The 23268-nt window shown below is 72.9% G+C and carries 25 protein-coding genes, 1 pseudogene and 1 other annotated feature; of the genes and pseudogenes, 14 read left to right on the forward strand and 12 right to left on the reverse strand.

Features of this window, described 5'->3' with window-relative positions:
- Window positions 1-94: 94 nt before the first annotated feature.
- The gene (gene msrA / locus ACPYO4_RS11620; protein ID WP_425709398.1) at window positions 95-742 is read right to left on the reverse strand and encodes a peptide-methionine (S)-S-oxide reductase MsrA; all 648 of its coding nucleotides are present in this window, start codon (window positions 740-742) and stop codon (window positions 95-97) included.
- Window positions 743-898: 156 nt separating this feature from the next.
- Here msrA and ACPYO4_RS11625 point away from each other — a divergent pair, with 156 nt between their 5' ends.
- Both ACPYO4_RS11625 and ilvA read left to right on the forward strand, forming a co-directional pair.
- A complete protein-coding gene (locus tag ACPYO4_RS11625; protein ID WP_425709399.1) occupies window positions 899-2368 on the forward strand; it encodes an AI-2E family transporter in 1470 nt (489 codons plus the stop codon).
- Window position 2369: 1 nt separating this feature from the next.
- A complete protein-coding gene (gene ilvA / locus ACPYO4_RS11630; protein WP_425709400.1) occupies window positions 2370-3608 on the forward strand; it encodes a threonine ammonia-lyase in 1239 nt (412 codons plus the stop codon).
- A 90-nt stretch (window positions 3609-3698) separates the two neighbouring features.
- Here the strand turns inward: ilvA and greA are convergent, their stop codons facing one another.
- Window positions 3699-4187 (reverse strand): transcription elongation factor GreA, encoded by a 489-nt coding sequence (gene greA, locus ACPYO4_RS11635; RefSeq protein WP_425709401.1) that lies wholly within the window; start codon window positions 4185-4187, stop codon window positions 3699-3701.
- Between the two features lie 163 nt (window positions 4188-4350).
- Window positions 4351-4821 carry a DUF4307 domain-containing protein gene (locus ACPYO4_RS11640; protein WP_425709402.1) on the reverse strand — a complete coding sequence of 157 codons (471 nt, stop codon included), beginning with the start codon at window positions 4819-4821 and terminating at the stop codon, window positions 4351-4353.
- 158 nt (window positions 4822-4979) lie between these two features.
- Here ACPYO4_RS11640 and mca point away from each other — a divergent pair, with 158 nt between their 5' ends.
- Complete coding sequence (gene mca / locus ACPYO4_RS11645; protein ID WP_425709425.1) at window positions 4980-5954, forward strand: mycothiol conjugate amidase Mca; 975 nt, start codon at window positions 4980-4982, stop codon at window positions 5952-5954.
- Window positions 5951-6295, forward strand: a complete 345-nt coding sequence (locus ACPYO4_RS11650; protein WP_425709403.1) for a hypothetical protein — start codon at window positions 5951-5953, stop codon at window positions 6293-6295. Before mca ends, ACPYO4_RS11650 begins: the two co-directional genes overlap by 4 nt.
- A gap of 40 nt (window positions 6296-6335) precedes the next feature.
- Here ACPYO4_RS11650 and ACPYO4_RS11655 read toward each other — a convergent pair whose 3' ends face one another.
- From ACPYO4_RS11655 to trhA, 3 genes are all read right to left on the reverse strand, one after another.
- A complete protein-coding gene (locus tag ACPYO4_RS11655) occupies window positions 6336-6563 on the reverse strand; it encodes a hypothetical protein (protein ID WP_425709404.1) in 228 nt (75 codons plus the stop codon).
- 146 nt (window positions 6564-6709) lie between these two features.
- Complete coding sequence (locus ACPYO4_RS11660; protein WP_425709405.1) at window positions 6710-7837, reverse strand: PPK2 family polyphosphate kinase; 1128 nt, start codon at window positions 7835-7837, stop codon at window positions 6710-6712.
- 32 nt (window positions 7838-7869) lie between these two features.
- Window positions 7870-8580 carry a PAQR family membrane homeostasis protein TrhA gene (trhA, locus tag ACPYO4_RS11665; RefSeq protein ID WP_425709406.1) on the reverse strand — a complete coding sequence of 237 codons (711 nt, stop codon included), beginning with the start codon at window positions 8578-8580 and terminating at the stop codon, window positions 7870-7872.
- Between the two features lie 103 nt (window positions 8581-8683).
- Here trhA and ACPYO4_RS11670 point away from each other — a divergent pair, with 103 nt between their 5' ends.
- Both ACPYO4_RS11670 and ACPYO4_RS11675 read left to right on the forward strand, forming a co-directional pair.
- Window positions 8684-9475 carry an isoprenyl transferase gene (locus tag ACPYO4_RS11670; protein ID WP_425709407.1) on the forward strand — a complete coding sequence of 264 codons (792 nt, stop codon included), beginning with the start codon at window positions 8684-8686 and terminating at the stop codon, window positions 9473-9475.
- Between the two features lie 471 nt (window positions 9476-9946).
- Window positions 9947-11200 carry a PhoH family protein gene (locus tag ACPYO4_RS11675; protein ID WP_425709426.1) on the forward strand — a complete coding sequence of 418 codons (1254 nt, stop codon included), beginning with the start codon at window positions 9947-9949 and terminating at the stop codon, window positions 11198-11200.
- 21 nt (window positions 11201-11221) lie between these two features.
- Here ACPYO4_RS11675 and ACPYO4_RS11680 read toward each other — a convergent pair whose 3' ends face one another.
- From ACPYO4_RS11680 to ACPYO4_RS11695, 4 genes are read right to left on the reverse strand one after another with little or no spacing between them, the layout of a single operon-like run.
- A complete protein-coding gene (locus ACPYO4_RS11680) occupies window positions 11222-11947 on the reverse strand; it encodes a carbonic anhydrase (protein WP_425709408.1) in 726 nt (241 codons plus the stop codon).
- Window positions 11944-12315: an exodeoxyribonuclease VII small subunit gene (locus tag ACPYO4_RS11685; protein ID WP_425709409.1), complete on the reverse strand. Its 372-nt coding sequence runs from the start codon at window positions 12313-12315 to the stop codon at window positions 11944-11946. The genes ACPYO4_RS11680 and ACPYO4_RS11685 overlap by 4 nt, the downstream gene beginning before the upstream one ends.
- 12 nt (window positions 12316-12327) lie before the next feature.
- Window positions 12328-13581 carry an exodeoxyribonuclease VII large subunit gene (gene xseA / locus ACPYO4_RS11690; RefSeq protein WP_425709410.1) on the reverse strand — a complete coding sequence of 418 codons (1254 nt, stop codon included), beginning with the start codon at window positions 13579-13581 and terminating at the stop codon, window positions 12328-12330.
- Window positions 13578-13994 carry a DUF3151 domain-containing protein gene (locus ACPYO4_RS11695; protein WP_425709411.1) on the reverse strand — a complete coding sequence of 139 codons (417 nt, stop codon included), beginning with the start codon at window positions 13992-13994 and terminating at the stop codon, window positions 13578-13580. Before ACPYO4_RS11695 ends, xseA begins: the two co-directional genes overlap by 4 nt.
- Window positions 13995-14116: 122 nt before the next feature.
- Here ACPYO4_RS11695 and ACPYO4_RS11700 point away from each other — a divergent pair, with 122 nt between their 5' ends.
- The 4 genes from ACPYO4_RS11700 to ACPYO4_RS11715 all read left to right on the forward strand — a co-directional run bounded on the left by ACPYO4_RS11700 (window position 14117) and on the right by ACPYO4_RS11715 (window position 17786).
- The gene (locus ACPYO4_RS11700) at window positions 14117-15229 is read left to right on the forward strand and encodes a Pr6Pr family membrane protein (protein ID WP_425709412.1); all 1113 of its coding nucleotides are present in this window, start codon (window positions 14117-14119) and stop codon (window positions 15227-15229) included.
- 120 nt (window positions 15230-15349) lie between these two features.
- Entirely contained in the window at window positions 15350-16399 is a 1050-nt protein-coding gene (locus ACPYO4_RS11705) for a 4-hydroxy-3-methylbut-2-enyl diphosphate reductase (protein WP_425709427.1), read from the forward strand.
- A 229-nt stretch (window positions 16400-16628) separates the two neighbouring features.
- On the forward strand, window positions 16629-16859 hold the full coding sequence (locus tag ACPYO4_RS11710) for a hypothetical protein (protein WP_425709413.1): 231 nt from the start codon (window positions 16629-16631) through the stop codon (window positions 16857-16859).
- A 219-nt stretch (window positions 16860-17078) separates the two neighbouring features.
- Entirely contained in the window at window positions 17079-17786 is a 708-nt protein-coding gene (locus ACPYO4_RS11715) for a hypothetical protein (RefSeq protein ID WP_425709414.1), read from the forward strand.
- Window positions 17787-17795: 9 nt separating this feature from the next.
- Here ACPYO4_RS11715 and ACPYO4_RS11720 read toward each other — a convergent pair whose 3' ends face one another.
- Window positions 17796-19046, reverse strand: a complete 1251-nt coding sequence (locus ACPYO4_RS11720) for a DNA recombination protein RmuC (protein ID WP_425709415.1) — start codon at window positions 19044-19046, stop codon at window positions 17796-17798.
- A gap of 210 nt (window positions 19047-19256) precedes the next feature.
- On the opposite strand from ACPYO4_RS11720, the gene ACPYO4_RS11725 reads away from it, so the two are divergent.
- From ACPYO4_RS11725 to ACPYO4_RS11735, 3 genes are all read left to right on the forward strand, one after another.
- On the forward strand, window positions 19257-19838 hold the full coding sequence (locus ACPYO4_RS11725; RefSeq protein WP_425709416.1) for a DUF421 domain-containing protein: 582 nt from the start codon (window positions 19257-19259) through the stop codon (window positions 19836-19838).
- 46 nt (window positions 19839-19884) lie between these two features.
- Window positions 19885-20988 carry a redox-regulated ATPase YchF gene (gene ychF / locus ACPYO4_RS11730; protein WP_425709417.1) on the forward strand — a complete coding sequence of 368 codons (1104 nt, stop codon included), beginning with the start codon at window positions 19885-19887 and terminating at the stop codon, window positions 20986-20988.
- Window positions 20989-21152: 164 nt separating this feature from the next.
- Window positions 21153-21308 (forward strand): DNA methyltransferase, encoded by a 156-nt coding sequence (locus ACPYO4_RS11735; protein WP_242134866.1) that lies wholly within the window; start codon window positions 21153-21155, stop codon window positions 21306-21308.
- A gap of 15 nt (window positions 21309-21323) precedes the next feature.
- On the opposite strand, the pseudogene ACPYO4_RS11740 reads toward ACPYO4_RS11735, so the two are convergent.
- Window positions 21324-22572, reverse strand: a pseudogene (locus tag ACPYO4_RS11740) (IS3 family transposase).
- Window positions 22166-22294, reverse strand: a sequence feature (AL1L pseudoknot). Its footprint overlaps the pseudogene before it by 129 nt.
- Between ACPYO4_RS11740 and ACPYO4_RS11745 the strand changes: the two are divergent.
- Window positions 22571-23268 (forward strand): hypothetical protein (locus tag ACPYO4_RS11745; RefSeq protein WP_425709418.1); only part of this gene is annotated, 698 nt, incomplete at its 3' end. The pseudogene ACPYO4_RS11740 and the gene ACPYO4_RS11745 overlap by 2 nt on opposite strands.

Below are 23268 nucleotides of genomic sequence, written 5' to 3' on the forward strand. Positions count from 1 at the left end.
CGTTTGAAGGCCCGGACCACCCTTGTTAAACCAGCCCCCTCCCCCCACCCAGGGGGGGGCCGCCCGCGTTCGCGTCCGGGGTGCGTCGGCCTTGTCAGGCGACGTTGCAGGTCAGCCCGTTGGGACCGTGGTTGCAGTAGCCGGCCGGGTTCTTCTCCAGGTACTGCTGGTGGTAGTCCTCCGCCGCGTAGAACGGGCGGTCGCCGAACGGCTCGATCTCGGTGGTGATCGCCCCGCCGCCGACCTCGTCGATCGCGGCCTGGAACGTCGCGCGGGTGCGCTCGGCGGCCTCGCGCTGCTCCTCGGTGGTCCACCAGATCGCTGAGCGGTACTGCGAGCCGACGTCGTTGCCCTGGCGGTCCTTCGTCGTCGGGTCGTGGTTCTCCCAGAAGGCCTTGAACAGCTCGTCGGCCGACACGACCGCGGGGTCGTAGGCCACGAGGGCGGCCTCGGCGTGCCCCGTCATCGCGGTGCAGACCTCCTCGTAGGTGGGGTGCGGCGTGTAGCCGCCGGTGTAGCCGACCGCGGTGCCGACGACCCCGGGGATGCGCCAGAAGATGCGCTCGACGCCCCAGAAGCAGCCCATGGCGACGTAGAGCTCCCGGGTGCCCTCGGGCCACGGGCCGGTCAGGGGAGCGTCGAGGACGATGTTGCGCGCGGGCGGCGTGTAGGCGGGCGAGGACCGACCCGGGAGCGCGGTCTCCGGCGAGGTCGGTCGTGGGGTGCGGGCGAACAGGTTCATGAACCCTCTCCTGGTCGGGCGCCTCGCGGCGCTGGGTCCCTCGTGCGGCGGTGCGCCCCCCGCGGTCGCGGGCGGAGCGTCGCCCGGTCCAACCGGTCCGGTGCGGACGTTGTTCCCGAACTACGCTGAAGCACCCACCGACGACGAAGGACGCCCATGGTTCGCCTCCCACGCTCGATCCGTTCCGTATGGGGGTCGACCTCACGCCGTGCCACCGCCGCCGTGGCTGCCGCCGCGCGCCCGGCGCCACGCGGACGCGAGGAGGACGGGCCGCCCGAGCAGGGGCGCGAGCCCTACACCCGCACCGCGGCGGGGCTCTCCCCGGGCGACATCGACTCGGGCGCCGCGGACGCCGACGACGAGCTCCGCGCGGCCCCCGACCGCACGGTGCCGTGGACGATGCGCGCCGTCGCCTCCTGGTCCTGGCGGATCATCGTCATCACTGCGGCGGCGGCCATCATCGGGTGGCTGCTCGTCCAGCTCCGCACCATCGTCGTCTCCCTCATGGTGGCGATGCTCCTGTCCGTGCTGCTCGCGCCGGTGGCGGCCTTCCTGCGCCGCAGGCTCCGGTTCCCCCGGGCCATCGCGGCGCTGACGTCGCTGCTGGTCCTCGTCGTCCTCGTCGTCGGGCTCCTCGCGCTCGCGGGGCAGTCGATCGCCTCGGGCTTCCAGCGGCTCGCGGACGAGGCCCTCGCGGGTTTCGACCAGCTCGTCTCCTGGCTCGGCACCGGCCCGCTCGGGCTGGACCAGACGGACATCGACGCGGCGATGGAGCAGGGCGGCCAGACCCTCCAGGACAACTCGGAGTTCCTCGCGACGGGGGTGCTGACGGTGACCTCGTCCGTCGTCGAGGTGCTCGCCGGGTTCTTCATCGCGATCTTCTGCACCTTCTTCTTCCTGTCCGACGGCCGCTCGCTGTGGAGCTGGGCGGTGCGGCTGACGCCCACGCGCGCGCGTCCGACGATCCACGAGGCAGGCATCCGGGCCTGGTACACGGTCAGCGGGTACACGCGCGGCCAGATCCTCGTCGCCTTCGTCGACGCCGTCGGGATCGGCCTGGCCGCTGCGCTCCTCGGCGTGCCGCTCGCCCTGCCGATCGCGATCCTCGTCTTCCTGGGCGCCTTCATCCCCATCATCGGTGCCCTCGTGTCCGGCACCGTCGCGGTGCTCGTCGCGGTCGTCGACTCCGGCTTCTACATCGCGCTGGCCATGCTCGGCGCCGTCCTGCTCGTGCAGTTCATCGAGAGCCACGTCCTCCAGCCGGTCATCCAGTCGCGCGCCGTCCAGCTGCACCCGATCGCCGTCCTGCTCGCCGTGGCCGGCGGCACCGCCGTGGCAGGGCTCGTCGGGGCGCTGTTCGCCGTGCCGGTGGTGGCGGTCGTCAACTCGGTCGGCCTCTACCTCGCCGGCCGCGACCCGCAGCCCCACCTGGCCGTGGACGTCCGTCGCACGGGCGGCCCGCCGTCCGCGGTGCTGGAGTACGCCCCGACGGCGGACGAGCCCGAGGAGGAGCCCTTCGCGGACGTCTTCAGCGCGGGCGCGGGCCAGTACCCTGACGGGCCCGACCCGACGGACGTGCCGGACGCCGGTCGAGCCGACGACGACCGATCCCCAGGAGGACGCTGACATGACCGCCGAGCCCGCCGAGCTGCCTCCCGGGCTGCCCACCCTCGACGAGCTCGACGCGGCCCGGGCGATCGTGCGGCCCGTCGCGCGCGAGACGCCGGTGCTGTCCTTCGGGTCCCTGGCGGAGCACACCGGGGCCCCGGTGCACCTCAAGGCCGAGCACCTGCAGCGGACCGGCTCGTTCAAGATCCGCGGTGCCGCGGTGCGGCTCGGTCGGCTGGACGCGGCCGAGCGCGAGCGGGGCGTCATCGCCGCCTCGGCCGGGAACCACGCCCAGGGCGTGGCGCTGGCCGCCCGGGAGCTGGGCGTCCCGGCCCGGATCTACATGCCGGCGGACGCGGCCCTGCCCAAGGTCGAGGCCACCCGGGCCTACGGCGCGGAGGTCGTCCTCACGGGCCGGCACCTCATGGACTGCCTCGCCGAGGCGGAGGACGACTGCGCGGCGTCCGGCCGCACGCTCATCCACCCCTACGACCACATCGACATCGTGCTCGGCGCGGCCAGCGTGGGCCTGGAGATCCTCGAGCAGGTCCCGGACGTGGCGACGATCGTCGTCCCCACCGGCGGAGGCGGTCTCCTGGCGGGGATCGCGGCCGCGGCGCACGCCGTGCGACCCGGGGTCCGAGTGGTCGGTGTCCAGGCGGCGAAGGCGGCCGCCTGGCCGGCCTCGCTCGCCGACGGTCGGCCGGTGCCGCTGACCGAGGTGCGCACGATGGCGGACGGCATCGCCGTCGGGACGCCTGGAACCGTGCCCTTCGGGATCGTCCACGCGCTGGTGGAGGACGTGCGCACGGTGGGGGAGGAGGAGCTCTCCCGCGCGCTGCTCCTCATGGTCGAGCGCGCCAAGCTCGTGGTCGAGCCCTCCGGCGCTGCCGGCGTCGCCGCGGTCACCGGCCGGCCGCGCGACTTCTCCGACGGACCGACCGTCGTCGTGCTCTCCGGGGGAAACGTCGACCCCTTGCTGCTCCTACGGGTGGTGCGGCACGGCCTGGCCTCGGCCGGACGTTTCGTGTCGCTGCGCGTGCGCGTGCCCGACGCCCCGGGCACCCTCGCCGGGATCCTCGCCCTCCTGGGCGACCTGGGCGCGAACGTCGCGTCGGTCGAGCACTCGCGCACCGCACCGGGCCTCGCGGTCGACGAGGTGGAGATCAGCGTCGAGGTCGAGACCAAGGGCCCCGAGCACGGGGAGGAGATCCGCGCCGCTCTGGCCGCCGACGGCACCCAGGTCCTCGACGGCTGAGCATCGGGCCCGGTCGCGCGTGGCGACCGGGCCCGACGGGGTGCTCGCGCCCGGACCGGGTCCAGGTCCGCGCGGCGGTGCGGTGCTGCGTCAGACCGTGAACGGCTTGACGGTCTCGAGGTCGACGGTGATCGTCGCCCCGTTGGGCGCCTCGTAGGAGGTGGTCTCGCCGGCGCTGCGACCGAGCACGGCCTGGCCCAGCGGCGAGGACTCCGAGAAGACCTCGACGTCCAGCCCCTCGGCGGCCTCGCGCGAGCCGAGCAGGAACGTGCGCTTCTTGCCCGCGATCTTCGCGGTGATGACCATGCCCGGCTCGACGACGCCGTCGTCCGCGGGCGGCTCGCCGACCTGGGCGGTGCGCAGGAGCGCGGTCAGCTGCTGGATGCGGGCCTCCTGCTTGCCCTGCTCCTCGCGAGCCGCGTGGTAGCCACCGTTCTCCTTGAGGTCACCCTCGGAGCGGGCCTGCTCGATTCGCTCGGCGATCTCCTGCCGACCGGGCCCCGACAGCTCCTCGAGCTCGGCGCTGAGACGGTCGTAGGCCTCCTGGGTCAGCCAGGTGGTCCCGGTCTGCTGGGACATCACGGCTCCTTACAGTCGTGTGGCGGTGCCCGCCGCGCGGCGACGGACGGAAACCGCCCGGCCCCAGGTGGGTCCGGGCGGTGAGTGAAGCGGCCATTCTAGCACCATGACACCGATCCACGCCCGCAGGAGTGGACCGCGTCACGGCTGCGGCCAGGGCGGATCATCCGGCCGGCCGGCACGACTCGGCGTGCCCCGACGCCGCGCGCTCCGAGGTGACGATCGGCTCGACGGCCGCCGTGCGTCGTTCCACGACCGGACCGATGTGCACCTCGCGGACCCCGACCTCGGTGAAGTCCACGTTGACCGCGCGGAGCGTGCACACCACCTCGGTCCCGGGCTCGGCCACGACGACGAACCGCACCTCGACCTCGTCCGGCCGGGTCACCGTGTACCCGACGTGCTCGACCAGGACGTCCTCCTCCTGGTTCATCGCCAGGCTGATCCCGACCGCGCCCGCGACCAGGACGAGGGCGCCCACGAGCGGGACGAGCCACTGCGCGCGCCGGGACCCGCCCGGCCGAGCCCGCCCGTAGCGTCGGCGCACGAGGTCGGGGTCGATGGCCGGGGCGCCGTGCCCGCGTGGCGTGTCCGGTCCCTCATCGGTCCCGCCCGGCGTCGTCCTGTTCGTCATGCCTACGCTTCCGTCGTGGGTCCGACACCCGGGGCCGTTCGCGCACCGGGGGTCGGGTGTTGGACCATTGTCCCCGACGGCGGTCCGCCGTCCGGGCCGCGCCCCGCGGACCGCACCAGACGAGGAGTACCGACGTGACGACCAGCCCGCTCCGGCTGATGGCCGTGCATGCCCATCCCGACGACGAGGCCAGCAAGGGTGCCGCGATGATGGCCCGGTACGCCGCCGAGGGGCACCGGGTGCGCGTCGTCACGGCGACCGGCGGCGAGCGAGGTTCCGTCCTCAACCCCAGGCTCCAGGGCGACCCCGACGTCGAGGCCAACATGTCCGAGCTGCGCGTGCAGGAGATGGCGGCCGCCGCGGACGCGCTGGGCGTGGAGCACGCGTGGCTCGGCTTCGTCGACTCCGGGCTGCCCGAGGGTGACCCGCTGCCGCCACTGCCCGAGGGATGCTTCGCGCTCGAGCCCGACGAGGTCGTGGTCGGGGCGCTCGTGGCGCAGATCCGTGAGTTCCGCCCCCACGTGCTGACGACCTACGACGAGAACGGCGGTTATCCGCACCCCGACCACGTGCGGGTACACGAGATCTCGATGCTCGCCTTCGACGCCGCCGCGGATCCCGACCGGTTCCCCGACGCGGGCGAGCCGTGGGCCGTGCAGAAGGTGTACTACGACGTCTCGTTCTCGGGCGGGCGCATCCAGGCCGTCCACGACGCGCTCCTCGCCCGCGGTGGGGAGTCGCCGTTCGCCGAGTGGATCGAGCGTCGCGAGGAGCGTGACCGGGACATGGGGCGCGAACGGCGCGACGCGACGGCCCGCATCCAGGTGGCCGAGCACTTCGCCGCCCGGGACGCGGCGCTGCGTGCGCATGCCACGCAGATCGACCCGGACGGGTTCTTCTTCTCGGTCCCGCGCGACCTGGAGGCCGAGGTGTGGCCGGTCGAGGAGTTCGAGCTCGTCCTCGCCCGGGTGCAGGTCCCCGACGAGGTCGAGGAGGACCTGTTCGCCGGGGTCGTGCCGGACGGGCTGCCGCAGGGTGCGCCCGTCGTCGTGGTCGGGGCCGATCTCGCCGACGGCGGAACCGACTCCGACGCGGTCGGCACCGGGCACGGGCGCGACCGGACCACGCGGTGAGGCCGGGGGGCGCGCCCGACGCGACGGTCGCCTGGCTCGCCGGGGCCGAGACACCGTCCGGCGAGCTGCAGCCGTGGGACGTCTCGCCCGGCATCGAGGGCTTCTTCGCCTTCTTCGCGCTGGCCGCGGTCATCGTCGTGCTCGGCGTGCTGGTGGTGCGCACGATGCGCAGGGTCGACCAGAACGCACGCGTGCGCGCCGCTCAGGAGGCGGCCGACCGTCGTGACCGAGGCCCGGACGAGGCCGGCTCCGGCCCGGGGGCGGACGGGAGCGACCCCGGACCGGGGCCGGCCGGGCAGAGTGACGACGCGTCCGGCCCGGCCGGCGGAGCCGAGAGGTAGGCGTCCTCGCCCTCTCGCGCGCTCCGTCGTCGGGTGAGGATCAGGGCCAGCGGATGCCGATCTTGCCCGGCTTGCCCTTGCCCGAGTCGGGGGTGGCGGACGTGTCGTCGGCGGCGGCGAGCGGCAGCGCTGCGGGGTCGGTCTCGGGCTCGACCAGAACCGTGAGCTCCGAGTCGCCGGCCGTGCGGGCGGCGCCCGACAGCTCGACGAGCACGATCTGGGACTGGTCGACCGCGAGGTCGGCGGGCGGGGCGTCGGCAACGAACATGGTGTCCTCCTGGGGGCGTGGTGCGTCGGTCGCGCACACGGACACATGTTCTCGTGCTCGTGTCCCCGTGGGTAGTCCGAAAGCCGGGTCAACTGACGTGATGGGCCGACATCACATGATCGGGACGCCGAAACGTGTGATGGCCGTTACTTCTTGTCGGACTTCTTGCCGCCCTTCTTCTTCCCGTCCTTCTTCTTGTCCTTCTTCTTGCTGTCCTTCTTCTTGTCCTTCTTCTTGTCCTTCTTCTTGTCGTTCTTCCCGTCCGACCTCGCGTCCTCGCTGCCACCGGACCCCTTCTCGGGGGCCGGCGCCGCGGAGGGCGTAGCGCCCGCGACCGCCTCGGCGAACTCCCGCTCGTCGGCGAGCGAGTCCTCGACGGTCTCGCTGCGCTCGTCGTCCGTGGGCACGTTCTCCGGGTCCATCGTGCGCAGCAGCGCGGCGACCTGCGTGGCGACCCGCCATCGGGGGCGCGGCCACCGTGGGTCCAGGTCGATGAGCGCCTGGGTGACCAGCTCGGTCACGGCGAGGCGCGCGTACCACTTCTTGTCCGCCGGGATCACGTGCCACGGAGCGATGTCGGTGTTCGTCCGGGCCAGGACGTCGGAGTACGCCTCCTGGTAGTCGTCCCACTTCTTGCGGGTGGCGACGTCGCTGGGGTTGTACTTCCAGTGCTTGTCGGGGCGGTCCAGCCGCTCGAGCAGCCGCAGCCCCTGCTCCTGCTTCGAGACCATGAGGGCGACCTTGACGATGGTCGTGCCCCGGGACGTGACGGTGCGCTCGAACCGGTTGATCTCGGCGTAACGGCGGCGCCACACCTCCTCCTCGACGAGCTGGTCGACGCGCGCCACGAGCACGTCCTCGTAGTGCGAGCGGTCGAAGACGCCGATGCGGCCCGGCCGGGGGAGCGCCCGGCGGATCCGCCACAGGTAGTTGTGCCGCTTCTCCTCCTCGGTCGGGACGCCGAACGAGTGCAGATCGATCCCCTGCGGGTCGACCATGCCCATGACGTGCCGCACGATCCCGCCCTTGCCCGCGGTGTCGAGCCCCTGGAGGACCAGCAGGACCGAGCGCTCGCCGCCGGAGCGTCCCTCGGCGAACAGCCGCTCCTGCAGCTCGGACATGAGCAGGCCGCGCTCGGCGGTCAGCGCCTTGCCGTCGGCCTTGCCGCCGTCGAACCCCGGGGTCGACGCCCGGTCGAACGTCGCGAGGTCGAAGTCGGGGCCGGGCCTGAGGAGGCCGGCGGGCGGTGCGGTCCAGGCGAGGTCGTCGGCCACGGTGAGCTCCTTGTCGAGGTGGGCCTCCGACCCTAGTGGGCGCCGGCCGCGGCGAGGGAGGCGAGCGCGACCGAACCCGCGTGGCAGGCCCACCCGATCACGGTGCCGACGTGGAAGATCTCGTGGAACCCGAACACACGCGGGACCGGGTCCGGGCGTCTGAGCGCGTAGACCACCGCACCGGCGGTGTACGCCAGGCCGCCCACGACGAGCAGGACGACGACCCCGGGGCCGGCCGCACGCCAGAAGTCCGGCATGAACCACACCGCGACCCAGCCGAGGGCGACGTACACCGGTGTGTAGACCCAGCGCGGCGCGGACAGCCAGAACAGCCGGCTCAGCGTGCCGAGCAGCGCGCCGCCCCAGACGACCGCGAGCAGGACCGTCGCCGTGCGGGCCGGCAGGAGCATGACCGCGAGCGGCGTGTAGGTGCCGGCGATGAGCAGGAAGATGTTGGTGTGGTCGAGCCGGCGCAGGAGCACGCCGAGCCGGTCGTTCCATACGCCCCGGTGGTAGACCGCCGAGGTCGCGAACAACTGGACGGCGGTGAGAGCGAAGACTGCGCACGCGATCCGCCCGCCGAGGGTGGGAGCGGTGGCGACGAGCGCAAGGCCCACGACGAACGCGAGCGGCGCCGTGACGAGGTGGATCCATCCGCGGGCGAGCGGCTTGACCGGGCGCGGCGGCGCCGGTGCGGGCGCGCCACGGTCCACCGGTGCGGGGCCGCCCTGGGCGAGGCTCATGCGACTCAACCTACAGGACTGTAGGTAGGGGTGGAAGGACGGATGCCGCCGCGTGGACGTGCCGTGGCGCGACTCCCTCGCCACGGTCGCTACGCTGCCGGGTATGTCGCACCCGGCGACGATCGGACGGAGGTGGACGGTGCGCTCGAGCGACGTGCTGTACTCGCTGTACGAGCGCCGCCTCCTCGGCGAGATCGACCGGTCGCGGATGCCGAAGCACGTCGGCGTCATGCTCGACGGGAACCGGCGGTGGGCCCGGTCGGTCGGGGCGCAGACCGCCGACGGCCATCGTCGGGGCGCGGACAAGGTCCACGAGCTGCTCGAGTGGTGCGAGGACGTCGGCGTCGAGGTCGTCACGCTGTGGATGCTCTCCACGGACAACCTGCGGCGCGACCCGGCCGAGGTCGCCGACCTGCTGGAGATCATCGTGGGCTCCGTCGCCTCGATCGGGGCGACCGCGCGGTGGAACGTCCGCCTCGTCGGTTCCCTGGACCTGCTGCCCGCCGACATCGCCGACCGGCTGCGCGCGGCCGCCTCGCCGGTCGGGGACGGTCTCGTGGTGAACATCGCCGTGGGGTACGGCGGTCGCGAGGAGATCGCCGACGCCGTGCGCTCGCTCCTCGCGGAGCGCGCCGCGGAGGGTCGTTCGCTGGAGGAGGTCGCCGCGAGCCTCACCGTGGCGGACATCGACGGGCACCTGTACACCTCGGGTCAGCCCGATCCCGACCTGCTGATCCGCACCTCCGGCGAGCAGCGCCTCGGCGGGTTCCTCCTGTGGCAGTCGGTGCACTCCGAGCTGTACTTCTGCGAGGCGTTCTGGCCGGACTTCCGGCGCGTCGACCTCCTGCGGGCGCTGCGCGACTTCTCCCACCGCGAGCGCCGTCTCGGCCGCTGAACGCCTCCGCCGGGAGTGCGGTCGACGCCGCTGACCCGTGACCTCCATGACACCCGCGTGTCGCTCACGTGAACAGTTGACGAACCTGCTCGACGCGCGCGCGAGCCTTCCGCCCCCGGGGCCGGGCGCGGCGTAGTTTCGTGTCCGACGGACGGCACGACCGCCGTCCTCCGGGAGGTCGCCCATGGCGCACACGTTGCGCACGACGGGGGCCGGCCGGCCCCCGTGGGCCGTCCGCCCGCCCCGAGTCCGAGGCCGGCGCATCGCGTGCCCGGCCGAGGGTCCTGACCCGCGCACCTGCGCCGGAGGGAGCACGACGTGAGCACCACCGCCGCCCAGCACACCGCGTCCGAGGCCGTCACCAGCACCGGGAGCGAGGTCGCCGCAGAGCTCGGCGTCCCGGAGCCCCAGGGCACCGCGCTGCGCACCTATGTCCTGGACACGTCGGTCCTGCTGTCGGACCCCCGCGCGATGACGAAGTTCGCCGAGCACGACGTCGTCCTGCCGGTCGTCGTCGTCACCGAGCTCGAGGCCAAGCGTCACCACAGCGAGCTCGGCTACTTCGCCCGCGCCGCGCTGCGCATGCTCGACGGGCTGCGGGTCCGGCACGGCCACCTCGACCGGCCGGTCCCGGTCGGCACCGACGGCGGCACGCTGCGGGTCGAGCTCAACCACTCCAACGACGCGGTCCTGCCGTCGGGGCTGCGCCTGGGCGACAACGACACGCGCATCCTCGCCGTCGCCGCGAACCTGGCCGCCGAGGGCAACGCCGTCACGGTGGTGTCCAAGGATCTGCCCATGCGGGTCAAGGCCTCGGCGGTCGGCCTCGACGCCGAGGAGTACCGCGCGGGGCAGGTCGTCGACTCGGGCTACACCGGGATGACGACGGCGGACCTCACCGAGTCGGAGATGTCCGACCTGTGGAGCGCCGAGGCGCTCGAGGTCGCCGACCTCGCCACCCCCGGCGACCTGCTCGAGCAGCCCGTCAACACCGGCGTGGTCCTGCACTCCCCGCGCGGCTCCGCCCTCGCGCGGACCTCGGCCGGCGGTCGGCTCACGCTCGTGCGCGGCGACCGGGAGATCTTCGGGATGCGCGGTCGCTCGGCCGAGCAGCGCGTGGCGATCGACCACCTCGTCAACCCCGACGTCGGGATCGTCTCCCTGGGGGGCCGGGCGGGCACCGGCAAGTCGGCGCTCGCCCTGTGCGCGGGCCTGGAGGCGGTGCTCGAGCGCCGCGAGCACAAGCGGATCCTCGTGTTCCGCCCGCTGTACGCCGTCGGTGGTCAGGAGCTCGGCTACCTGCCCGGCACCGAGGCCGAGAAGATGAACCCGTGGGCGGACGCCGTCTACGACACGCTCGGCGCCGTCGTCGACTCCCAGGTCGTCGAGGAGGTCATGGGCCGCAACCTCCTCGAGGTCCTGCCGCTGACCCACATCCGCGGACGCTCCCTGCACGACGCGTTCGTCATCGTCGACGAGGCCCAGTCCCTCGAGCGGAACGTGCTGCTGACCGTGCTGTCCCGCATCGGGCAGAACTCCCGGGTGGTCCTCACGCACGACATCGCCCAGCGGGACAACCTCCGGGTGGGGCGGCACGACGGCATCGCGTCCGTGGTCGAGGCGCTCAAGGGGCGCGAGCTCTTCGCGCACGTCACCCTCACCCGGTCCGAGCGGTCCGCGGTCGCCGCCCTGGTCACCGACCTGCTGGAGAACTACGAGGTCTGACGGGCCCGGACGCCGGGCGGGTCAGCCGGCGGCAGCGCCCGTGGCGAGCGGGGCCTCACCGACGTCCCCCACGACGTCGACGAGCATCGCGGTCCCCTCGGCGAGCGTGTACTCCACCCCGACGACGGCGGTCTCGCCGGCAGCGATCGACTGGCGCACCATGGCCGAGTAGTCGACGAGCATCTCCACGGTCGAGCGGACGTGCTGACGGCGCAGGTCGCCCGCCGGCGGCAGCGTGAGCCGGGAGTCGTCGTCGGTCGGCGTCCCCTCGGCGCCGGCCGGGGCCGCCTCGCCGTCGGGGGTCTCGCCCGGCAGGACGGCGCGCGTGACGAGCGAGGGGATCACCCGGTCGACGACGGCGCGCACGAACCCGGTCGGCATCCGGCCGGTGGTCAGCGCCTTGACCGCGGCACCGACCGCCCCGCACGAGTCGTGGCCGAGCACGACGATCAGCGGGATGCCGAGGATGCCGACCCCGTACTCGATCGACCCGATGACGGTGGTGTCGAGCACGTGCCCGGCCGTGCGCACGACGAACAGGTCGCCGAGCCCCTGGTCGAAGACGAGCTCAGCGGCGACCCGGGAGTCCGAGCACCCCAGGACGACCGCGAACGGGGTCTGGTCGACCGAGACCTCCGTGCGCCGCGCGGCGGACTGGTCCGGGTGCTCCATGGTGTCGGCGACGAACCGGTGGTTGCCCTGACGGAGGCGGGCCCAGGCCTCGCCCGGGGTGGGGTGCGCGGTCATGCGCGGCCGTCCGCGGGGGTGGTCCCGGCGTCGTCCGCCTCGTCGCCCCGATCCCCGCGCGCCTCGTCGAGGGCCCGGCGGGCGCCGTCGAGCCAGTCCTGGCACCGGTCCGCGAGGGCCTCGCCCCGCTGCCACAGCCGCAGCGCCTCCTCCAGGGGGAGCTCACCGGACTCGAGGCGCCTCACGACGCCGACGAGCTCGTCGCGAGCCTGCTCGTAGGTGAGCTGGTCGACACCGTCGTCGGCGGCCCCGTCGCCCGTCGCCGGGGCCGTCGGGGCGGAGTCGTCGGCGGTGGGCCCCGCCTCGGCAGGTGGCCGCGCCTGGCGCTGAGGGTCGAGGGAGTCGGGGTGCTGCATCCGGACGTTCACCCGGTCAGTCAACTACACCTCGCGGGTGGCGACGACCTCGACGCCGAGCCGGCCGGCGTGGAGGATCGCCTCGAGCCGGTCGCCGGCGACGACCTCGGCCTGGTCCCGTACCACCGTGCCGTCCTGCCGCCGGAGCACCGCGTACCCGCGTGCCAGCGTCGACGCCGGGGACAGGGCGAGCAGGCCGCCGTGCGCCCGGGCGAGCTCGGCCGAGGCGGCGGTGAGCCGCCCGTCGAACGCCCCTCGGTTGCGGCCGCGCAGGGCGACGACCTCGGCGGTCGGGCCCTCCAGCATGCTCTCGGGCCTGGCGAGGACGGGGCGGCCGCGCAGCGTCGCGAGCTCGGCACCGGCCCGTTCGAGCCGGGCGACGACCGCGCGGCGGACCCGCTCGCGCGCGTCGGCCACGCCGGCGCTCTCCCGTGCGAAGTCCGGGACCACCCGGCGGGCGGCGTCCGTCGGCGTCGACGCGCGCACGTCGGCGACGAGGTCGATCAGGGGCGAGTCGCCCTCGTGCCCGATCGCCGAGACGACCGGCGTCCGGCACCCGGCGACCGCGCGCACGAGTGCCTCGTTGGAGAACGGGAAGAGGTCCTCGACCGACCCGCCGCCGCGAGCCACGACGACGACGTCGACCTCGTCGATCGCGTCGAGCTCGGCGAGCGCGGCGCTCACCTCGGGGACCGTGCTCACGCCCTGGACGGCCACCTCCCGGACCTCGAACCGGACGGCCGGCCAGCGCAGGCGCGCGTTGGTGAGGACGTCGTCCTTCGCCTTGGCGTCGCGGCCGCAGACGAGCCCGACGGCGCGGGGGAGGAACGGCAGCGGCCGCTTGCGCGAGTCGTCGAAGAGCCCCTCGGCGGCGAGGACCTTCCGGAGGGCCTCGATGCGCGCGAGCAGGCCGCCGACGCCGATCGCCCGCAGGTCGTCGGCCCAGAGGTTGAAGCTCCCGTTCTTCGTCCAGAAGCTCGGCTTCGCGTGCGCGACGACGTGGGCACCTGGCGCGACCTCGGCCGGCAGGGCGCGTGCCGCGATGGAGATGCGCAGCGACATCTCCGCGTCGGTGTCGCGCATCGTGAGGAACGCGGTGCGCGCCCCCGGCCGGCGGTTGACCTCGACGAGCTGGCCCTCGACCCACAGCGCCGACATGCGGTCGACGTAGTCCGCGATCTTCTGCGACAGCAGACGGACCGGCCACGGAGCCTCCGGCGTCGTCGCGGCCGCGGTGGCCGGCAGCGGCGCGCGTTCGCCGGCGTCGCCCGTGGTCACGCGCGGGCGAGGATCGCCTCGGCGTCGGGGTCGAAGTCGTCCGCCAGGGCGGAGAGCCGCTCGACCTCCGGCGTCTCGCCGATCGCCCGGGCTGCCTCGCGGAGCGCGAGCACGGCGAGGATCACGCCGCGGTTGGGTGCGTGGGAGGCCGGGACCGGGCCCTGGCCGCGCCAGCCGCCCTTGCGCAGCGCGTCCAGCCCACGGTGGTAGCCGGTGCGGGCGAACGCGTACGCGGCGACCGGGTCGCCGTCGAGGGCGGAGCCGGACAGCGTGGCCCAGGCCAGGGACGAGGCGGGGTTGGCGGCCGCGACCTCGCGGGGGTCGGTGCCGGCCTCGAGCGCGGCGGAGGCGGCCGCGTCGGGGCCGTCCTCGGGGAGACGGACGGGGTCGGGCGCGAGAAGGTTGTCTGCCATGGCCCCATCGTCGCACCGAGCCCCTGCGCGTGCGTTCGGTCCGCGCCGCGGCCTGCCGGGAACGGCCGGGATGCCTACGCTCGACGTCGGACCACAGCGACGACGACCGACGAGGAACCGACATGACGCACCCGCACGACGAGGACGACATCGACCCGACCGTCGCCGTCCCGGGCTCCATGGCCGCTCAGGTGCGCGCCTCGAGGGGCGGGTCGTCGGGCCGTCCGCCGGCGGGCACGGGTAGCCGCCCCGTGTCCGAGGATCCGGCGCGGACCGAGGCCATGGCCCCGGTCGCCCCGGAGCCCCGCCCCGGCGGGGCCGCCCGGTTCGACTCGGCCGCGACCCCGCAGGATCCGGAGGCGCGCGTGACCACCGCCGAGCTCCCCGCCCTGTCCGAGCCCGCGCCGGGACCCGGGTGGGGGCCGGCGGCAGCAGTGCCCCCGCCCGGTCGAGGACACGCCCCCGGCCCGCCCTACGCGCCCGGTCCCGGACATGCGCCGGGCTCGCCCTACGGACCCGGAGCGCCGCACGCAGCCGGCCGGCCGCCGTCGGGTGCGGTCCCGTACCGGGGCCCGCAGAGCCTCGGGGGGCGCAGAGGGCTCCCTCCCGCGAACGGGGGCGTCGTGGCGATCTCTGTCCTCTGGCGCCTCGCCGTGGCGGCGGTCGCGATCTGGGCCGTGTACGAGCTGCTCGTCCCGACCTACGAGGTCGGCGGATGGCCGGGGCTGCTCGACCAGCTGTCGTTCTTCACCACGGTGAGCACGATCCTCGTGGCGCTGGTCATGGCCGCGTCCGTGCTGCGGGCACTCTCGCCCGGCTCCGCCCGGCACCGGCTCGAGGGCCGGCACGGATGGTTCCGCGGGCTGGTGACGACGTACTCGGTGATGACCGCCGTCATCTTCGTCGGCGTCCTCGAGGGATCGCTCGAGGACCGCCTTTCGCTCGTCGTCCACCTCGTGCTGCCGGCCGCGATGGTGCTCGACTGGCTGGTCGTGGGCCGCAACCAGGACCGCGTGCCGGGCTTCTGGCCCGTGCTGTGGGTGCTGCCGATGTTCGGCTACCTCGCCGTGTACATGTGGCAGTCCGACCGTCTGGGGTACCCGCTCTACCCCTTCCTCGACCCGGGTGCCTCGGACTTCCTGCGCACCGCCGCCATGCTGCTGGGCGCCTGGCTCGTCTGCGGGTTCCTCGTGTGGGGGATCGGCCGCCTCCGCGGTGCCGCGCTGGGGCGCTGAGCGGTCACCCGAGGGCCGGGCGCCCGCGCGGTGTGAGAGCAGCCTCCTCCCCGGCCGGCCCTTGCGCCGGCCACCTATCCTGGAGGCGTGACCTCCACCGACACCGACACGATCCAGTCCCTGGCCGGCGCGTCGGCGTTCCCGCAGCAGGTCGAGTCCTTCGACTCCCCGGACGGGAAGCGCATCCTCCTGGCCACCCCGCGCGGCTACTGCGCCGGCGTCGACCGGGCCGTCGACGCCGTCGAGAAGGCCCTCGAGCTGTACGGCGCACCCGTGTACGTGCGCAAGGAGATCGTCCACAACAAGTTCGTCGTCGAGACCCTGTCCAGGCGCGGCGCGATCTTCGTCGCCGAGACCGACGAGGTGCCGGAGGGCGCGCGGGTCGTCTTCTCCGCCCACGGTGTCTCCCCGGCCGTCCACGCCCAGGCCGCCGCTCGGAACCTCGCGACCATCGACGCGACGTGCCCGCTCGTGACCAAGGTGCACAAGGAGGCCGTGCGTTTCGCCCGCGACGACTTCGACATCCTCCTCATCGGCCACGACGGCCACGAGGAGGTCGAGGGCACGTACGGCGAGGCGCCCGAGCACATCCAGGTCGTCAACGGCCCCCACGAGGTCGACCAGGTCGAGGTGCGCGACCCGGAGCAGGTCATCTGGCTCTCGCAGACCACGCTCAGCGTCGACGAGACGATGGAGACGGTGAACAAGCTGCGCGAGCGGTTCCCCGCGCTCCAGGACCCGCCGAGCGACGACATCTGCTACGCCACCCAGAACCGGCAGGTCGCGGTGAAGAAGCTCGCGCCCGAGTCGGACGTCGTCATCGTCGTCGGGTCGGCGAACTCGTCGAACTCCGTGCGCCTTGTCGAGGTCGCCCTCGAGGCCGGTGCCGGCGCGGCCTACCGCGTCGACACCGCCGACGAGCTCGACCCGACCTGGCTCGAGGGTGCGACGTCGGTCGGCGTCACCTCGGGCGCCTCGGTTCCGGAGATCCTCGTGCGCAACGTCGTGCTGCGCCTGCAGGAGCTGGGGTTCCTCGGGGTCGAGGAGGTGCGCACGGCCACGGAGGACGTGCTGTTCTCGCTGCCGAAGAACCTGCGGTCCGACCTCAAGGCCTCCGGATTCTCGGTCGACCAGCCGCGCCGGGCTCGCGCCGCTCGCGCCGGCGAGTGACGCGGCCGGCTCGGCCCGACCGGTGACGTCGGGCCCGCGCCGCCCGGTAGCGTCGCGCCCGCCGTGCCCGCCGACGTGGCCGGCTGCGGTCCGCAGCACGCGCCGCGCGGTAGCGAGAATCATTCCGATCAGCGCTGCCGCGCGGTAGAATCACCGTCATTCGCACGCGTGCGACCGTCAGGATCACGTCGAGGTGGCCGACCGCACGCGGCGGTCCGGAGGTGAGGACATGTCCGAGTCCCAGAGGTCCGGTGGGCGGTGGTCCGGCGCGAGCTGGAACCTGCCGCAGTCCGACCACACGTTCGACCCGCGCGGCAAGGCGTTCGCGAACCGGAGCCAGGGTGCCCACAACCAGGCCGTGGCCCCGTTCAACGACCAGCCGCACGCCCAGCGCGGTACCGGCGTCGTCGAGACCACGGTGCGCGCACTGCGCAGGTGGTTGAGCCGGTCGAACGCCTGATCCGCGCGCAGGTCTGACCCGCCCGCGCCGGAACCCGGCCCCGAGCCGGACCGGCCCTGGTGGGGGCGTCGCGAGCCCCCGCCCTGAGGTACCCATCCCTCGGCGGGGGCCGCGCGGCGTGCGCGGATTACGCTCCTGGGAGTGGGCTGCGCCGCGGCGCGGTCGGACCCGGGCACCACCGTCCGGGTCGCCACGTACCGACGGAGCGGAGGTCTCGCGATGAGTGATCAGCAGTACGGGGGTCAGGGCTGGAACCACCCCCAGCAGGGCGGGACGCCCGGCTACGGGGCGCAGCCGGGCTACGGCGCTCAGCCCGGGTACGGCGCCCAGCCCGGGTACGGCGCCCCGTCGCCGTACGAGGCGGGTTCCCCCTACGGCGGCCAGTCGCCGTACGGAGGTCAGTCCCCGTACGGTGCGCCCGGCGGTCAGCAGGGCTTCCACGGTGCCCAGGCCTACGGCGCTCCGCAGGGGTACGGATCCCCGCAGGGCTACGGCGCCGGCACGCGTAAGCGCGTCTCGACACCGATCGCCGGCTGGATCCTCGTGCTCGGCGGCGTCGTCGCGGCGATCGGCTGCTTCCTGCCCTGGCTCGAGGTGTCGATGTTCGGGGTGTCGGAGTCCATCAACGGCATGGAGGACGGCAGGGACGGCGTGCTCATCCTCCCGCTCGCGATCCTCGCCGCGGTCGGCGGCGTGCTCATCGGACTCGGGAAGGGCCGCGCCTGGGTCGGGATCGTCAGCGCGATCCTCGCACTCGTCGTCGCCGGAATCGGCGTGATCGACCTCGTCGACGCGATGAACCAGATCGACGAGCAGGGCGCCCAGGACATGATCGACATCGGGATCGGCCTCTACGCCGTCGTCGTCGGAGGTGTCGTCGCGCTCATCGGCGGGATCTGGGCCATCGCGCAGAAGCGGGACGTCTGAGGGGCCACCTCAGCCCGCGCGTTCCTCGCGCTCGGGCCGCACCTGGGCCGGCTCCGCGTCCGCCTCGGCCAGCTCGGGTGCGGTGAAGGCCCGCACCTGCGCGTCGTCCGCGTCCAGCGGGCGCAGCTCGAGGTCCCGCGCGCCGAGCGACTCCAGCGATCGGGCGGTCACGAGCAGGCGCCCCTCGATGGAGCCGACCGCGCTGTTGTAGTGCCCGACGGCGGAGCGCAGCGACGATCCCACCCGACCCAGGTGCGTGGCGACCGTGGCGAGGCGGTCGGCGAGCGTGCGACCGAGCTCGAGCAGCTCGCCGGCCTCGTCGGCCGCCTTCTCACCGCTCCACACAGCGGCCACGGCGCGGAGCAGGGCGAGCAGTGACGACGGTGAGGTCGGCGCGACCCCGCGTGCCAGGGCGTGCTCCAGCAGACCGGGGTCGGCCTCCAGCGCCGCACCGAGCAGCGGCTCGGACGGCAGGAACAGCACGACGAGCTCCGGGCTGCCGGGCAGCTCCGCGTGATAGCCGCGGGACGCGAGGGCGTCGACGTGCCCGCGCAGGGCCTTCGCGTGCGCGGCCAGCAGTCGCTCGCGGCGCTCGGCGTCCGCGCCCCTCGCACCGGTGTCGATCGCGCTCGCCTCGAGGTAGGCGTCCATCGGGACCTTGGCGTCGACGGCGAGCGTTCGCCCGCCCGGCAGGTGGACCACGAGATCCGGCCGAGCGCCGGACCGGGAGCCTGAGATGGTGCCCGCGGTGCGCTGGGTGTCGAAGTCGACGTGGGCGAGCATCCCGCTCGCCTCGACGACGCGCCGCAGCGTGACCTCGCCCCACTGCCCGCGCGAGCCGCCCGCCCGCAGCGCGCGGCCCAGCTCGCCGGTCGCGGCGACGAGCTCGGCGTCCGCCCGTCGGGCCGCGGCGAGCTGCTCGTCCAGCGCCGCGGCGCGGGCCGCCCGCTCGCGCTCGAGCCGCTGGACCTGGTGCCCGACGTCGGCCAGGCCGGAGCGCAGCGGGGCGAGGGCCTGCAGGACGTCGGCGTCGGCCGAGGCGCGTTCCCGCAGGTCTGCGACCTGGGCGGCGAGCTCGTCCGCACGGGCGCGGGCCGCGCCCAGCTCTGCCGCGTCGGTGGTGGCCCGCTCGTGCGTGCCCTGCGCACGCTCCGACTCGCGACGGCCGGTGATCAGGGCGTGCCCGCCCGCGCCGAGCGCTGCCCCCGCAGCCAGGCAGAGCAGGACGACGAGGACGAGCACGGGCGTCGAGAGCGTCATGCCGCCATCGTCACAGGCGCCGCCGACACCGGGCGCCCGTCGTGCCGAACCCTGCGCTGCCCGGCCACCTCGCGCCGAACCGTGCCCGCCCGGTCGTCCCGCTCCGGCAGGCGCCTCGCGGCGCGGTGCGAACGGTGCCAGGCTGGCGCTCCGGCACGATCGCCGAGGTCGGCGGCCGTGCTCCGTGCGTGCAGGCGAAGGCGAACCGTCGTGACCCTCGAGCTCGTCAGCCAGTCGCTCGTGCAGGAGCTTCTCGTCATGGAGATCCCACCGCTGGACAAGATCCTGCGCACGGTGGGCGTCTACCTCGCGGTGGTCCTCGTCGTGCGTGTCGCGGGCAAACGAATGCTGGCTCAGATGAACAGTCTCGACCTGGTGGTGGTCCTGCTGCTGAGCGAGGCCATCCAGAACGCGATCATCGGTGACGACTTCTCGGTGACCGGCGCGGTGCTCGGGATCGTCGTGCTGGTGTCGGTGAACGCCGGGCTGGAACGGTTGGCCGCCCGCTGGGAGTGGGCCAGGGTGCTGCTGGAGGGGCGCTCGACGGTTCTCGCCGAGGACGGCAGGATCGACGACGCGGCGCTGCACCGGCTCGGCATGACCCGTGAGGAGCTCTCGATCGCCCTGCGCATGCAGGGTGCCGACTCCGCCGCCGAGGTGGAGCGGGCGACCATCACCCAGGGCGGTCAGGTTGGTGTCGACATCCGGGACGGCGAGCAGGCGGTGAGCGTCGCCGATCTCGAGCGCGCCGTGGCCGAGCTGCGCGAGCTCATCGAGGCGCGGCGGCCGTGAGGGGCGGACTGCTCGTGCGGGCCGTCGGCGCACCTAGACTCTCCTGGTGGCACTCACCATCGGAATCGCCGGCCTGCCCAACGTCGGCAAGTCGACCCTGTTCAACGCACTGACCCGCGCGACCGTTCTCGCCGCGAACTACCCGTTCGCGACGATCGAGCCGAACGTCGGGGTGGTCCCGCTGCCCGACCCGCGCCTGCAGGTCCTGTCCGACATCTTCGACAGCGAGCGGATCCTGCCGGCGACCGTGTCCTTCGTCGACATCGCGGGCATCGTCAAGGGTGCGAGCGAGGGGGAGGGGCTCGGCAACCAGTTCCTCGCCAACATCCGTGAGGCCGAGGCGATCTGCCAGGTCACGCGGGCGTTCGCCGACCCGGACGTCGTGCACGTGGACGGCGAGGTCGACCCCGCGTCGGACATCGAGACGATCACGACCGAGCTGGTGCTCGCCGACCTCCAGACGCTCGAGAAGGCGATCCCGCGCCTCGAGAAGGAGGCCCGGATCAAGAAGGGGGAGCCCGAGGTGCTCGCCACGGCGAAGGCCGCGGTCGAGATCCTCGAGCGCGGCGAGACGCTGTCGGCGTCCGGTTCGGCTGCCGGGCTCGACCCGGAGATCCTCGCCTCGTTCCAGCTGATGACGACGAAGCCGTTCATCTACGTCTTCAACACCGACGACGACGGGCTCGCCGACGCCGAGATGCAGGCGCGACTGCGCGAGCTCGTGGCTCCCGCGGAGGCGATCTTCCTCGACGCGAAGTTCGAGTCCGAGCTCGTCGAGCTCGAGCAGGACGAGGCGGCCGAGATGCTCGCGGAGTCCGGGCAGGACGAGGCCGGCCTCGACCAGCTCGCGAGGGTCGGCTTCCGCACGCTCGGGCTGCAGACCTACCTCACGGCCGGGCCGAAGGAGGCCCGCGCCTGGACCATCGGTCAGGGCTGGAAGGCCCCGCAGGCCGCCGGGGTCATCCACACGGACTTCGAGAAGGGCTTCATCAAGGCGGAGGTCATCAGCTTCGACGACCTCGTCGACGCCGGGTCGGTGGCCGAGGCGCGCTCCCGCGGCCGGGCGCGCATGGAGGGTAAGGACTACGTCATGCAGGACGGCGACGTGGTGGAGTTCCGTACAGGCCTTACGTCTGGTGGCAAGAAGTGAGCGCGCTGGTCACGCCTTCTTTTGCGGAGTCGACTCAGGAGTTTCTCTTCGATGTGCGAGGAGGGTCCAGGAACACGACGACGTTCACCGACAACATGAAACTCCCGGTCCACCGGTGGTTCCGGTATAGCGCCGGCTAATCCGCGGACTGGGCGAGCGGTCTGATGCGACACTGGGGCGTCCGGAGAGTGCTCGACCCGTTCGGCGGTTCCGGCACGACGTCCCTCGTGGCGCAGGAGCAGAAAGTCGAGTCCGTCGCCACCGAGGTCCACCCGATGGTTGCTCGCATCGCCAACGCCAAGCTCCTGTGGACGGAGTGAATCGCCCCGGGTTTGTTAGAGGCTCGTAAGTGCCGCCCCGGCAGGCGCCGGCACGGGGTTCTCATGATGGTAGACGTCCTCGAACTCGACCGGAGGGACCAGCCTGATCTCGCCGTGCACACGACGATGGTTGAACCAGTCGATGTACTCCGCGACCGCGATCTCCAGGTCCTCGATGGACTTGAATGGCCCCTTGTTCCGGATCAGCTCCGCCTTGAACAGCGAGTTGAACGCCTCCGCGAGGGCATTGTCATACGAGTCCCCCGTCGAGCCGACTGAGGCGACTGCGCCGGCCTGGGCGAGCCGCTGGGTGTATCGCACGGCGACGTACTGGACTCCTCTATCACTGTGGTGCCGTAGCCCGGCCACGTCTTGGCCGGCACGCTGACGCGTCCAGAACGCCATCTCCAACGCGTCCAGGGCCAGGTCCGTGCGCAACGACTTCGACAGCTGCCAGCCCAGCACCCGGCGGGAGAACACGTCGATGATGAACGCGGCGTACACCCATCCGCTGAAAGGTGCGGCAGTAGGTGATGTCTTACGACCCACAGCTGGTTCGGAGCCGCCGCGGTGAAGTCTCGCTGGACCAGGTCTTGACGCTCATCCGGGCCGCGGCCTGGGACCGTGGTCCTCGGTCCCTTCGCGCGGCTGATCCCGCGCAGGCCTGCGGCTCGCATGAGCCGCTCCACCGTGCACCTGGCCACCTGCAGGCCCTCCCTCCGCAGTTGTGCGTGGACCTTCCGGGCCCCGTAGAGCCCGTAGTTGGCCTCATGCACCCGCCGGATTTCCACGAGCACCTGCTCATCGCGCAGGCTGCGCACTGAAGGAGGGCGCGTCTTGGCCGCGTAGTACGTGCTCGGTGCGATCTGCGTGCCCGCTGCGGAGAGTGTGGCGCAGATCGGCTCGACACCGAATTCGTGCTTGTGTTCGTCGATGTAGTCCACGATCAGCGCTGTGGGCGGTCGAGCTCCGCCGCGAAGAAAGCCGACGCCGAGCGCAGGATCGCGTTCGCCCGCCGTAGTTCACGGTTCTCCTTCTCCAGCTCGGCCACCCGGGCGGCTTCGCTGGTCGTGATTCCGGGGCGGTGGCCGTGGTCGATCTCGGCTTGGCGGACCCAGTTGCGCAGCGTCTCGGGATTGATCCCGAGCTGTTCTCCTACGCGGCGGAATGCTCCGGTCCTCGTGGCGGGGTCTTGACGGGCTTCCAGCGTCATCCGCGTGCCGCGTTCGCGGAGCTCGTCGGGGTACTTCCGTGGTGCGGGCATGCTCGGCATCCTTCCGTTGGATCAGAGCCTCCACCAGACCCGGAGCGATTCAGAGGACCCCGACGAGTTGCGTCACCGTGTGCGCGAGGTTCTCGGCGTTGTCGAGCTTGAGCATTCCGTCCAGGTTCCCACTGCGCCCCTTATTGGTAAGTGCTTCCCAGACGCCGAGTCTTTGCACGATCTGCTGAGGATTCGAGACGCGGTGCTTGAACAGCAGGGCAGGGACGGCATCGCCGAGCTCCTCTGGCTCGCGTTCGTCTCGATCATCCGTGCCTGCTCCCCTGCTGGGACGGCTCAGTGGCAGTACGTCCTGCCGAACAAGACCAAGAGCCGCGTCGCCGAGCCGATGAGCGCGTTCGAGGCTGCAGGGGAGACTTTCGCTGCCGACATGGAGATGAGGCGCTTCCTGCTCGGCGACGACCCGGTGGCTGCGTCGGTGCTACATACCGATGCCAGGACTCTCAATGGGGTCGAGGACGGCTGGGCCGACGCGGTGATCACGTCGCCGCCGTACGCCAACAACTATGACTATGCCGACACCCTCCGCCTGGAGCAGATTCTCCTCGGAGAGATCGAGGGGTGGAAGGATCTCCGTAACCTGCGCGACGTCCTCCTGCGGTCGGCAACGCAGAATGTGGGGCGCTGGAAGGCCGACGAAGCGCTCGAATCGCCTTTGATGGCTCCTATCATCGACGA

The sequence above is a fragment of the Georgenia sp. Z1491 genome (assembly GCF_049856175.1).
Lineage (GTDB): Bacteria > Actinomycetota > Actinomycetes > Actinomycetales > Actinomycetaceae > JB111.